Below are 13,254 nucleotides of genomic sequence, written 5' to 3' on the forward strand. Positions count from 1 at the left end.
CCAATCTGCCGACGCTTGTTAATGGTTATATCCTGGCGTCGGCAGATCGCCCAGCAGTCTTATCTGAAAAAAGAGAGAGCCAGGTTGTGTGAAAGGATGGATCACCAGTCAAAACTTTTCACCAGCGTCAACTCGCCAGCATTACGCATCGGTACAATAAATGTTTCCTGTTTCTCATTGACCGATCCTTCATCGGTGATCAGCGTCAGTTGGGCGGTCGTCAATTCCGTTTCGCTGCGTCCGCCATAGTAGTTGATATACACCTGATAGCGTCCGTGAACTGGCGCTGGCATGGCGAAAATCTCGGGTCCGTACCCCGTCGTGACATCCATATCCAGTGCACCACTGTTTTTCAGCACGGTGTTACCGTACCAGGCGTGTTCGCCATCAGGTGTGACAACGTGAAGATCGAGGTCGGTATTGTCCGTATCCCAGGAGAGAACCAGCCGTAAACGCGCGCGGATCACTCCAGCGCCCGGCGTTGAGTAAAACTGCATTTTTTGTCGGCTTTGCCCATCTGGGCTGATGACCTGCACGCTGTTGCTGCCTTCAGTGAAAATATAAGGGCGTGCAAATGAACCATCGGATTCAATTCTCTGCGGCATACTGGCACCGTTGACCACCAGCCGGCCCTGCTGAACTTTACCCGCCGCAGCATAATTCTTTATTTTGCCGCGGATCTGCGCTGAGATATTTTGATCATCTGCCATGTTGACGGACGACGCCGGGTAATTGATCGATTGTGAAAAACTGGCATCTTCACCCTCTGCCGGATGCCAGCCAGATAGCGGTGCATCAATCTCGACTTCCTGCACACCTTCGCCATGGGCAACATGCGAAAGCGCCACCAGTAACAACGGAAGAAAAATCTTTCGCATAGCATTAGTCCATTAATAATTGTCGGGTCAGCATTTCGATATAGTTCTCATCAAGCCCGGTGGGATAACCATCAAAGGCCAGGTGCAGATACTCATGGGTTAAATCCAGCCGATCCTGAAGCGTAAAGAAGTTACGAATAAACAGCCGTTTCTGCTGCCGATCGGTATAGGGGAAACCTGAGACTAAACGACAGACCGCAAACACGTCTGGTTCGTTGTACCCTGTCTCGCCTTGTAACATACGCCGCCACTGCGGCATTTTTTTCGCCAGCCAGGCTTTCGCTTTGGGTAATAACTGGCAGGTTGAGCGTGGCGCTCCCCAGCGGCTAAGGCTGTTGTCGGGATAAGCAAACGCGAGTATCTGGTCGTAACGCTCTCCCTGCCCCGCCTGGGCCGTGGCTTGCCGCCAGGAAAGCGTCCCTTCGGTAGCGCGACTGCCGTGATAATGAACCGAATCGCCCGCATAGATAAGATCCTGCGTCCAGGCGGTCATCGTTCGCGCCCCCGTGGTCGCTGGCGAAGCAGAAACACGCTGCGTGGCGCTGCTGTCAGGGATGGTCAGGCAATCGCCTTCCCGATTGGCGTTTTGCTGTAAAAAAGTGCGTATCGCCACGGTCATGGCTTTCGCTGCCTCAGGTGGCGTACTTTTCGCCTCGCGATCCAGAACTCTGGCAACATACTCTTCACGATCGAGATGCGACTGCAATTTCAGTTTGCCCTTTTCGCTCAGTAAGGTCGTCTCACCGTGGCTGACAAATGTAATGTGGTTACCATTGGCAAACGTCACACGATAGTGCCCATTAAGTACGCCGGGTTTTACTGCCGTCGTACTCTTTTCCGCCGTGATTTTCTTCAGCGGATAGCGGGCAAACAGCTCCACCAGGACACATTGCCCGCTGGCAACTTGCGTCGGCACTGGCAAAACCCGATTAAGCACCGTCGCATAACGGATCAGTACCGTTTTGCTGGTGCCGCTGCCAGTAACCCACAGCGGTGTACCATCGGTTAACCAGCCAGCAAAACCACCCTGACGGATTTCCTGCTTATCATCAGCAAACCAGCTCCAGGTTTTCACCCGTACCCGACTACCGAGCATGGATGCGACACCGATTTTCGCCTCGTCCAGCACCACATCCAGTAAGACTTCCTGAGCTTTGTTTTGCGCAGGTAACGTCGCTAATGAATCAAGCAGCGATTTAACCGTTACCGAGGTTTCTGGCTTCAGCGTAGTAAGAGACGCTAACCACGCAGGTGCCTGACGCTGTTGCCAGTATTGCCCCCACACATCTGCGCCAATATGCAACCGCTGCGGCGCAAAATAGAGCCCACAGGAACGTACCAGCGCGGTATCGCGCGTTATACTCTCCCCAGCCTGACAACAATAAACCTCTTCCGGGGAGTTTCCGCGACACTGGTAGGGCTGCTCCGGTTGATGGGTATCCTCCAGCCAGGCGTAAACATACAGTTTCCACAAACTCCCTAACGGCGTGGTGAGCGTGTCAGGTAATGCCGAGACTTTGGTCACGCCTGACGACGATAACTGATACAGTTGGTCATGCTGCGCGCCCCGCAGCGCCAGTTGTAACGGCGTCTCCTCCGCAAGCGTTGGCAGAGTAACCAACGCTAATAGCCAGACGATTCTGCGCCAGTTCACTTATTTCACCTGCATCCCGGTCCATTCGCTCCCTGCCGCAACACTTTGCTGTGCAGGTGCATAGGAACGCACATAACGAGCAGGAGGCAGAACGAATTGCCCTTTTTGCGAGAAGCGCAGCAAATGGCGGAAAGTGACCGTTCCCGTCAGTTCTTTCACCGGCACCATATAGGCCAGTTCGCCCATTTCATTTCGCGCTTTTTCCAGCAACTGCCCCTGCTGTTTCGCGGCGTTGGGTTTATTGACTGAAATGCCCCATGTTGTGCGCTCAACGTCGGCTCCCGGCGGGAGCGGTACTTCCACCTGACCATAGCGCAGAACTGCATCCTGCTCGCTGGTAAGCGTAATTTCATCGAGATACAGCGCATCGCTGTCAATCTCATTGCTGGTCACCGGCTGCAGAGTAAAGCTCATCTCTTCTTCACCGGGGATAAGCCGATACAACTGGCGTTCAACGGTCACCGGAATGTTACTTTGTTGAGCCGTTTTTGCCGGTTCACGCCAGCGGACCTGCACATTTTGCGGCGATAATTCGTCACCAAAAGAGAGAATGTCCGGCACGCCCTGACCAACCCAACGCCAGTATTCGCCCCCTCCAGTTAACTTATGTTTGGCCCATGCGCCCGCAGGCGCAGGCAAAACAACTGGAGGCATTGTCGCCATATATTTCGCCAGCCAGTTCATGGCCAGCGCGCGTTCAATAGTGGATTGCTCAGCGGTCAAACCACTTAAAATAGCAGCCGCCTGGGTAGCGTCGCCCCCGCTATTGAGCAGCGCAACTGTGTGCGCCAGCGGCTGATTGCTGTTTGCCGCTTTATCCCACGCGTATTGCTGAATCTGTGGCATCACAGTGGACTTCAACTGCGCTTTTTTCAGCAACGTCATGGTTAAGACGTTTGCCACCGCATCTGCTAGTGGAGATTCCGGTGTATCGAGGATCAGGCTGTCATTGATATCGCGGGTGTCTTCCTCAGAGAAATCTTCAGTTTTAGTTCCGCGCCGGGCGATAGCTTCATCCAACCCTTTCAACAACGTTTTGCACGGCAGATTCATCTCCTGTGCCCACGCCAGCACCAGCGCCCGATGCAATAACGGCATGTTGTCCGCCTGCTCGGCATAACTGTCGAGCATATGTTGCCAGTATTCCGGTTGCTGCGTTACGCCGAGCGCCTGGCTGGCCTGCCAGTCGGCGTACCATGCCCATGCCGTAAGGAAGGCGTCACCATTGCCATCTTCACCCCACCAGGTAAAGCGCGCTCCGGGCCCCGCCAGTTGCATCAGCCGCAGACGGTTATCCTGAATCATCTGACGAATGTCGTTAGCGGCGGCACTTTGATGATCGGCAAGCGAACGCCAGGCGAGACTGAGCGGGATCAGACGGCTACCGGTGTTGATCACGCCACCCCACGGTTCATCGACTAACGCATCAAGATTGTTACGGAAAATCTCCTGCGGCGTTTCACTACTTTGTAGCCGGATATTGCTCGCCTGCTCGGGCAACATCAGCGCGTTATCGCCACCGCCGAGCATGACATTTTTCTGCTGTTCAACGGGCCAGCTGTTATCCACAAAAGACAGTTTTGTGCTAATGCTGTCCTGCACTTGCCCATTTTGTTGCAGTTCTGCGCTTAACAAGCCAGATTGCTGAATGTTCTGCGTCAGCGAAATATAATTCGCCCCTTTGTGCAGCGTCAGCGTCTGGCGCATCTCAGCGCCTGCAAATTTAGTCACCAGCGCCACCGGTTCGTTATCCTGCTGACTGAAGATAAACAGTCCTGCTGCCGGTTTGTCGCCCATGCGATACACCGTTGGCATACTCCACTTCATGTAGAGATTTTTTTCCGAACGCAGATAAGCACTCCCCTGCCCGACCAACCCGTCGCCGCTCATCCCACGCGCGGTAATGCGCCAGCGGGTTAACGAATCAGGCATCAGGAACGTGAAATACGCTTTGCCTTGTTTATCGGTTGTGAGTGACGGCATCCATGCCGCGGTATCCACCTCTTCACGCCGTGGACGTTCAAGCATTTTTACTCGCCGCTCGCTGCGGTTAGTCGCGCCAGGCGCAACCGGCTCGCTGGAGAGCGACTGGTCGTAGCTGATAAACGACAGACTGGAGCTGGTACGCACATTGTTACGCCCCAGCGGATAGAAAAATTTGCCGATATTCGGCGCGATTTCCGGTTGCAGCGCGTAGATCATTTCATCGACCACACCAACCGTTAGCTGCGCAGAAACAGGTTTACCTTTTAGCGACGAGGTTAATTCGACATTGACCAGTTCACCAGGCTGGTAATGGGTTTTGTCCGTTTTCACCCGGATATCCAGCTGGGGAACGGCAACTTTGATCCCGGCGTTCTGAAAACTGTACTGACCGTTACGGGTATACAGCACCGAAAAAGTGATGTTAGGCGCAAAGGAATTGCTCACCGGTACGCGGGCTTCATACTGGGTATCGTTTAAACGTTGTAACGTCAGCCAGTTTGCCTGATGCGATAGCAGCGACTGCTGTTCAACGCGATCGCGTTCCAGCGTCAATAATGCTTCATCAATTGGCTCCGGGAAGGTAATCAGCATCTTCGCGGTTTCGCCAGGCTGGTACAACGTTTTATCTGCCACGATATCTACCGTACCAGTATGCGACGTGCTGCCCTTACCGCTGACTGCATGGCTTAACCCGGCGAGAATTAAGCCGTCTTTATCGCGTAACGTCAGATTGTAGTTACCCGGTTTATCGAAATTGACGGTAAAGGATTTGCCGCCTGACGGTAGCTCTCCGCTATGGCTCGTGCGGTCTTCGAGACGCAACCATTCATACGTAACAGGAACCTGTTTTGAAGATTCCAGCGCGGCATAACGGAACACAACCGACTCGCCACTATTACTGTATTGTGCGGCGGTACTTAAAGAGTAATGCGCCAGGCCGCGTTCAATGAGGATCTCTTTGGTGGTGGTGACGCGATACGCTGCGCCGTCACTGACGGAGACGGTTAACAAATAGCGGCTCGGTTTATCGGCGGCGGGAAGGTTTAACGCTACATTGCCTTTATCGTCAGAAACAGCGTCGCTACCTTCCAGCGACACCGGGAAACGTCCGGCATAACGCAAATCGTTACCAACCATTGATAATTGCTGAGCGCGCAAACTCAACTGCACGCTGGCATCTTTTACCGGTTCGCCATCCGGATAGAGTAGTTGCAGTTTGCCGCTGACCGCTTCGCCAGTTTTGAAATCTTTTTTGTCGAGGGCTAAGCCAATCTCAAAATGTGGTTTGATGTAGTTGGCTACGCGAAAACTGCTGCTATAGACCTGTTTGCGGTAAGCCAGGCGTAACTCATAACCTCCGGCGACGGCATTTTCTGGCAGGCGGAAACTCCCCTGCCCGCCATTACGCGCATCCAGCGTGACATTGATGGTTTGCAACAGACTGCCGTTGGCGTCCAGCACTGAAAGCTTCGCCGGGGCGCTAACGATGGGGGATGAATGCAACGGGTCGTGGAACTCGCGGCCCATCACTTTGACATCAACACGATCGCCTGCGCGATACAGAGGGCGGTCGGTGAAGATATACAAGCGGGTGTTGTAAATTTCGCTTTCGTAGAAAAAATTCTCGGAGACAAAAACGCCGCCTTCAGCATCTTTACCCAGAATGTATGAACGTTCCGGCGATATATGTTGTAACTGCAAGGTACCGCTGTCATCGGTCACACCGCGGGTCATCACGCCAAGACCGTCAGTCCACAAGATCTCTGATCCCGGCTTCGCTTCACCCTGTTTTTTACCCGCGGTCCACACCAGGAGCTCGTTACCCGACACTTTGCTAAGCGCCACGGTATCAGAGACAAATACCACCGTCGTCGCCCGATATCCACCGACCATCGCCTCGACGAGGTACAGTCCCGGCTCTTGTTTGCCGAGAGGAATATAGATGTTACCCGGCTGCGGCGAGATGAAATTGCTGGATGCGCCTTCCAGTTTTACCCCTTGCTGCGGCTCGACCGGTTTAGCCTGCCATAGTGGGTAACGGAACTGTTCCACCAGTGGATATTTTTTCAGCGGTGAAAACTGGCTGTTCTGTACATAACGGGAAGGTTTAATAATGGCATTGCCGAGCTGTAATTCGGGTAACGCCTGAGTCACATTCTGCCGAGACTGAGAAGAAAAAGTACGCTGCATCACGCGGCGAGATTTGCCGTACCAGTTATCCCACAGCCAGGTCAGCGTATTGTTCAGCCCGTCGCCCAAATATTGCGGTTGCACCACAATGCGATGCAGGTTTTTCTGCTGGCGCAAAAATGCCATCGGGTCAGGAATACGATACAGGCGAACGTCCACGCCGCCGTACTCTTCCATCTGATAGCGTCGATAATCACGCCCCGGCGCTTCCAGTCGCACTTTCGCCTCTTCACTGCTGCTAAAACTGCTGTCAGCGAGCAAAAAGAATGTTCCCCCGGCGGGCGGCGCATAGTTGCTGGAAGGAAGCGAATCATCAGCATTGGCAAGCCTTGTTCCCACAAGAGACAGGGACAAGCACGCTGCTATCGCGCCAGAAAATTTAAACGATAAATGCCAATGAAATTGGGATTGGAATCGTTGGGTATCCATCGGGTGTCCTTCCATGTCATAAGTTGTTGCAGACTGACTGCGCGCATTCCGTTGTCAGTTTTCGTGGCGCTTCCGGTGTGGTAGATGACGTAACGCCCCATCCAGACCATTAAGTGCTGGGCATCGCCCTGATCGAAAAAAATCATATCGCCAGGCAGCGCCTGGTTTATGTCCTGGCCAATGAACTGGCTGTTATATTGAATCAAATTAATCGCGGTCACATAGGGGCCGGTTTTTCCGTTCCCCTGATTCCAGTTTTGCGCCAGTTGACGCTGTTCAGGTGTTAGCGTCATTTCAGGCGGCAAATACTGACTTGCTATGCCGTTACTTTTTAGCCATTTGCTGTCGTGAATTTTCAGCGCCTCGTTCGCCGAAAATCGCACCAGGCCCGCACAATCCTGCTGATACCAGCGCGGACTTGGCCCCTGGCGGAGCTGTTCCTGTGCAATGCGTACAAACCACGCGCGAAACAGCCCGGATTGTTCGACATTCAGCATTTCGCTATGGGCAACAACACAACACAGCCAGCAAATCAGCGCCAGCAGCCCGTGCCTCATAGCGGCTGCCAGGTTATGGGTAGCCACTGCCAGGCGGCATCGGGTTCCATCTGGGCCAGCTTCATGACATAACGAGGTTGTTGAGATAAAGCGTCCAGCTTCGGCATTAATAAAGTTTGTGCAGCGTTATAAAAAACCGGTTCGAGATTCTTCGGCAGACTGGTCAGCGTTTCGTTACGCAGCAGTTTCGCCACGCCTTGTGGATTGATATAGAGTGGAACGATGCCATCAGTGGGTATTACATCCACCATTGCCGGGCGGGTTTTATTCAGTGTTTGCAGCGCGTTATTAACCAGCGTGTCATCGAGGGAGAAAAGCAGCGTTTTGTTTTGCATCGCCAGCGACACGCGGAAAAAATAATCCGACATTAATTGATCTGGTGGCGCCGCCTGTGTTTTCGGATACTGGCCGTATCGGGAACTCACTTCGCGACGCCAGATTTGCGCTTCGCCCTGCTGAGTCTGGCTTACCGGCAAAACACCTTCTGGCGCTTTGCTTTCGTGCGCACCAATATTTTGCGTAAACAGTTTCCCAGGCAGTTGTGCCTGTTCGGCTGAGCCATCAAATTGACCAACAAATAGCGGGGTTTGTAATTTTGAGTCTTCATACCAGCACAGCCCGGCGGCACCATCTAACGCCCCGTTCAGCTTGTCGTTTTCCTGGCTGATGTGCGAAAGCATCTCTTCGGCAATACCATGCGAATACGGCACCGCCACACAGAAGCTGGCCCCGGCAGGCATACTGTTCCATACCGGCGTAAAATCGAAACTGGCATCTACGCTTGCGGATTCATCATTTAACGCCACAAAACTGTGCCAGCCGTCGTTACCCATTTCGAAGCGTACGCCAGCAAAAGAAGGCATTAACCGCTGGTAGCCAAAACCCAGCAACCTGGCGCTGGCCACGATGCGCTGGCGTACTGGCGTTTTTTCGGCAGTACGCTCTTCCAGGCCAAAGCTGGCTTGCCAGCGTTTTTTGCCGCTCAACAAATCACTTGCGATCGCCGTGGCTTCGGTATCCTGCTGATCATCTTTAAACAGCATATCCGTGCTGGAAAACACCAGCATCTTGTCCTGATATGTCGCGAACATCAGGGCGTTATTGCCGTTATAGCGCAACTGATAAACAGGAATAGTTTCACTATTTATCTTGATGCTACTGATTTCCGTTTTGCTTAACTGGCTGTCGCTGGTAGCGGCAAACAACAATGGCTCCAACAGTTTGCTTAAACCACTGCGCTGGATCAGCACCATGTAATGTGAAAGATGGCCTTGTTTATCGTGCCATAGCGCCGCCTGCGCGGGCTGATCTAAGAGTGACGAAAAGAGCTTATCTTTCAGCGTGAGATCGTGTTCATAGACAATGCGGCGAATGCTGCCTTCAATGCCCAGACGATCGGCATGATTCTGATAATAGAAAACGAAATCTTCACTCAGAACATCGTGGAGAAACGGAATGGTAAGGAGGTCTTTGGGAAGCTGGCTCAGAGAGTCGCTGTCGAGAAAGAGGTCCGGCTCATTGAGATCGATTTGCAGATTGTTGTGCACCACCAGCGGCGACAACGTTTTTTCTGGCCCACTGCCAGCATATTGCAACGCCCAGACGCCAGCGGAAAGCAGTGCTATTGCGCCTAAACCTACAAGACCATAGAACCGCCAGCCTTTCGCCTTTTTTTCACCACTCATTGCCACATTCCTTGTGTAAAGCCAGCCATTTTTTACGAGCACAGCAAAACTTTACCGCGCCCTAATACGACAAAAGCCCAGACTTTGCAGCCTGGACTTTTCAATTCAAACAAGGGAGATAGCTCCCTTTTGGCATGAAGAAGTAAAATTATTCTTCTTCTGGCTCGTCGTCAACGTCCACTTCCGGAGCGATTTCATCGTCCCCTTCCGCGGCACTGCCGTCGATGGTATCCAGATCTTCCTCGTCAACCGGTTCAGCAACACGTTGCAGACCCACTACGTTTTCATCTTCCGCAGTACGGATGAGGATCACGCCCTGGGTGTTACGGCCTACGATGCTGATTTCCGAAACGCGAGTACGTACCAGCGTACCGGCATCGGTGATCATCATGATCTGATCGCAATCATCTACCTGTACCGCGCCAACCACTAAACCGTTACGTTCAGTAACCTTAATGGAGATAACCCCTTTCGTCGCACGCGACTTGGTTGGGTATTCCGCCACCGCGGTACGTTTACCGTAACCGTTTTGCGTTGCGGTAAGGATTGCGCCATCGCCACGAGGCACGATCAGAGAGACGACTTTATCGCCTTCGCCTAAACGAATACCGCGAACACCGGTGGTGTTGCAGCCCATCGCACGGACAGAAGACTCTTTAAAGCGCACCACTTTACCTTCGGCGGAGAACAGCATTACTTCATCTTCGCCGCTGGTCAGGTCAACGCCGATCAGCTCATCGCCGTCAACCAGTTTGATCGCCACTTTACCGGCGGTACGCAGACGGTTGAATTCGGTGAGGACGGTTTTCTTCACAGTACCGTTAGCGGTCGCCATGAAGACTTTCACGCCTTCTTCAAACTCGGTCACCGGCAGGATCGCAGTGATACGTTCGTCCTGCTCCAGCGGCAGCAGGTTGACGATCGGACGGCCACGCGCGCCACGAGTGGCTTCCGGCAACTGATAGACTTTCATCGAATAGACGCGACCACGGCTGGAGAAGCACAGAATATGGTCGTGGGTGTTCGCCACCAGCAGTCGGTCAATAAAGTCTTCTTCTTTAATACGTGCGGCAGATTTACCTTTCCCGCCACGACGCTGCGCTTCGTATTCAGAAAGCGGCTGATATTTAACGTAGCCCTGGTGAGAGAGCGTCACGACCACATCTTCCTGGGTGATCAGATCTTCCAGGTTGATGTCGGCGCTGTTGGCAGTGATTTCAGTACGACGTTTGTCGCCGAACTGTTCACGAACCAGCTCCAGCTCTTCGCGGATCACTTCCATCAGACGATCGGCACTGCCAAGAATACGCAGCAGTTCTGCGATCTGATCCAGTAGCTCTTTGTATTCGTCGAGCAGTTTTTCGTGCTCAAGGCCGGTCAGTTTCTGCAAACGCAGATCCAGAATCGCCTGAGCTTGCTGTTCGGTCAGGTAGTACAGACCATCACGCACGCCGAACTCTGGCTCCAGCCATTCCGGACGCGCAGCATCATCGCCCGCACGTTCGAGCATGGCGGCAACGTTGCCCAGCTGCCACGGATTAGCAACCAGCGCAGTTTTCGCTTCTGCAGGCGTCGGCGCATGACGGATCAGTTCGATGATCGGGTCGATGTTCGCCAGCGCCACGGCTAATGCTTCAAGGATATGAGCACGATCGCGAGCTTTACGCAGTTCGAAAATAGTACGACGGGTCACCACTTCACGGCGGTGACGAACAAACGCCGCGATGATGTCTTTCAGGTTCATGATCTTCGGCTGACCATGGTGCAATGCCACCATGTTGATACCGAAAGAAACCTGCAACTGGGTCTGGGAGTAGAGGTTGTTAAGCACAACTTCACCAACCGCATCGCGTTTCACTTCAATCACGATGCGCATACCGTCTTTGTCAGACTCGTCACGCAGCGCGCTGATGCCTTCCACGCGTTTTTCTTTTACCAGTTCCGCAATCTTCTCGATCAGGCGCGCTTTGTTCACCTGATACGGAATTTCATGGACGATAATGGTTTCACGTCCGGTTTTGGCGTCAACTTCCACTTCAGCACGGGCGCGGATATATACCTTGCCGCGACCGGTACGGTAAGCTTCTTCAATACCGCGACGACCATTAATGATTGCCGCCGTCGGGAAGTCCGGCCCCGGGATGTGTTCCATCAGCCCTTCAATGCTGATGTCTTCATCATCGATATACGCCAGACAACCGTTGATGACTTCCGTCAGGTTGTGCGGCGGGATGTTGGTTGCCATACCTACGGCGATACCGGAAGAACCGTTCACCAGCAGGTTAGGAATTTTGGTTGGCATGACGTCGGGAATTTTTTCCGTGCCGTCATAGTTATCAACGAAATCGACCGTCTCTTTTTCGAGATCGGCCATCAGTTCATGGGCAATTTTCGCCAGACGGATTTCCGTATAACGCATTGCCGCCGCAGAGTCGCCGTCGATGGAACCGAAGTTACCCTGACCGTCTACCAGCATGTAACGCAGCGAGAATGGCTGCGCCATACGGACGATCGTGTCATAAACCGCCGAGTCACCATGGGGATGGTATTTACCGATTACGTCACCAACGACACGGGCAGATTTTTTATAGGCTTTGTTCCAGTCATTGCCTAGTACGTTCATGGCGTAAAGTACGCGACGGTGTACCGGCTTCAGGCCATCTCGGACATCTGGCAGCGCACGGCCAACAATGACCGACATCGCATAATCCAGATAGGAGCTCTTCAGCTCTTCCTCAATGTTGACCGGTGTAATTTCTCTCGCAAGGTCGCTCATCTAACCGCTATCCCTCTACTGTATCCCGGATTCAAAGGTCGCAAATTATAACACAGCCGCGCAGATTGAGGTAAACCTATACGCTTTATTCACCTCCAATGCCTGATATACTCGTTTGTCTTGCCAATTACGGAGTAGAAGTGCCAATGAATGCCGAAAAATCGCCGGTAAACCATAACGTAGACCACGAAGAGATCGCTAAATTTGAAGCCGTCGCCTCCCGCTGGTGGGATCTTGAAGGTGAGTTCAAACCGCTGCACCGCATTAACCCGCTGCGTCTGGGCTATATTGCCGAGCGTGCTGGCGGTTTATTTGGCAAAAAGGTGCTCGATGTCGGTTGCGGCGGCGGCATTCTGGCCGAGAGTATGGCGCGCGAAGGCGCGACGGTGACCGGTCTGGATATGGGCTTTGAGCCATTGCAGGTGGCAAAGCTGCACGCACTGGAAAGCGGCATTCAGGTGGATTACGTGCAGGAAACCGTGGAAGAGCACGCGGCAAAACATGCCGGGCAGTATGATGTGGTGACCTGCATGGAGATGCTGGAGCACGTCCCCGATCCGCAGTCAGTGGTCAGAGCCTGTGCGCAACTGGTGAAACCGGGCGGCGATGTCTTTTTCTCGACGCTTAACCGCAACGGCAAGTCATGGCTGATGGCGGTGGTTGGCGCGGAATATATTTTGCGCATGGTGCCCAAAGGCACGCATGATGTGAAGAAGTTTATTAAACCGGCAGAGCTGCTTGGCTGGGTAGATCAGACAAGCCTTAAAGAGCGGCATATCACTGGGCTGCATTACAACCCGATCACTAATACTTTTAAACTCGGCCCCGGCGTGGATGTGAACTATATGCTGCACACGCAGAATAAATAAAATTGTTAGCCGGATAAGGTGCTTGAACTGCACCCCAAATGTTGGACATAATCTGACATCTGAAGGTGCAGTTTATGAAACATTCATTTGAAGTAAAACTTGCCGCTGTAAATCATTACCTGGCCGGTCATGCAGGCATCATTTCTACGGCAAAACTCTTTCAACTTTCTCACACCAGCCTCTCACACTGGATTAATCTTTTTCTTCTTCACGGTCCTCGGGCACTGGAT

The 13,254-nt window shown here is 53.0% G+C and carries 8 protein-coding genes; 2 read left to right on the top strand and 6 right to left on the bottom strand.

The genetic code is table 11. From position 1 onward, the window contains the following. Positions 1-101 precede the first annotated feature (101 nt). From ACJHX3_RS13110 to gyrA, 6 genes are all read right to left on the bottom strand, one after another. Positions 102-878, bottom strand: coding sequence for a YfaP family protein (locus ACJHX3_RS13110; protein WP_087890680.1), 777 nt, complete (start codon positions 876-878; stop codon positions 102-104). A gap of 4 nt (positions 879-882) precedes the next feature. Continuing rightward, the gene (locus tag ACJHX3_RS13115; RefSeq protein WP_094308655.1) at positions 883-2,532 is read right to left on the bottom strand and encodes a YfaQ family protein; all 1,650 of its coding nucleotides are present in this window, start codon (positions 2,530-2,532) and stop codon (positions 883-885) included. After that, the gene (locus ACJHX3_RS13120; RefSeq protein WP_171766472.1) at positions 2,533-7,047 is read right to left on the bottom strand and encodes an alpha-2-macroglobulin family protein; all 4,515 of its coding nucleotides are present in this window, start codon (positions 7,045-7,047) and stop codon (positions 2,533-2,535) included. It abuts the gene before it with no gap. Between the two features lie 23 nt (positions 7,048-7,070). Continuing rightward, positions 7,071-7,694 carry a DUF1175 domain-containing protein gene (locus ACJHX3_RS13125; RefSeq protein WP_001322734.1) on the bottom strand — a complete coding sequence of 208 codons (624 nt, stop codon included), beginning with the start codon at positions 7,692-7,694 and terminating at the stop codon, positions 7,071-7,073. Next, positions 7,691-9,379 carry a DUF2138 domain-containing protein gene (locus ACJHX3_RS13130; protein WP_042097474.1) on the bottom strand — a complete coding sequence of 563 codons (1,689 nt, stop codon included), beginning with the start codon at positions 9,377-9,379 and terminating at the stop codon, positions 7,691-7,693. The genes ACJHX3_RS13125 and ACJHX3_RS13130 overlap by 4 nt, the downstream gene beginning before the upstream one ends. Before the next feature lie 148 nt (positions 9,380-9,527). After that, positions 9,528-12,155 carry a DNA topoisomerase (ATP-hydrolyzing) subunit A gene (gene gyrA, locus ACJHX3_RS13135; RefSeq protein WP_001281242.1) on the bottom strand — a complete coding sequence of 876 codons (2,628 nt, stop codon included), beginning with the start codon at positions 12,153-12,155 and terminating at the stop codon, positions 9,528-9,530. A gap of 146 nt (positions 12,156-12,301) precedes the next feature. On the opposite strand from gyrA, the gene ubiG reads away from it, so the two are divergent. Further along, the gene (gene ubiG / locus ACJHX3_RS13140; RefSeq protein WP_000990765.1) at positions 12,302-13,024 is read left to right on the top strand and encodes a bifunctional 2-polyprenyl-6-hydroxyphenol methylase/3-demethylubiquinol 3-O-methyltransferase UbiG; all 723 of its coding nucleotides are present in this window, start codon (positions 12,302-12,304) and stop codon (positions 13,022-13,024) included. Positions 13,025-13,098: 74 nt separating this feature from the next. Continuing rightward, a partial coding sequence (locus ACJHX3_RS13145) for a helix-turn-helix domain-containing protein (RefSeq protein WP_001521991.1) occupies positions 13,099-13,254 on the top strand: 156 nt, incomplete at its 3' end.

It is taken from the genome of Escherichia sp. WS1265 (assembly GCF_046487585.1).
Lineage (GTDB): Bacteria > Pseudomonadota > Gammaproteobacteria > Enterobacterales > Enterobacteriaceae > Escherichia > Escherichia coli.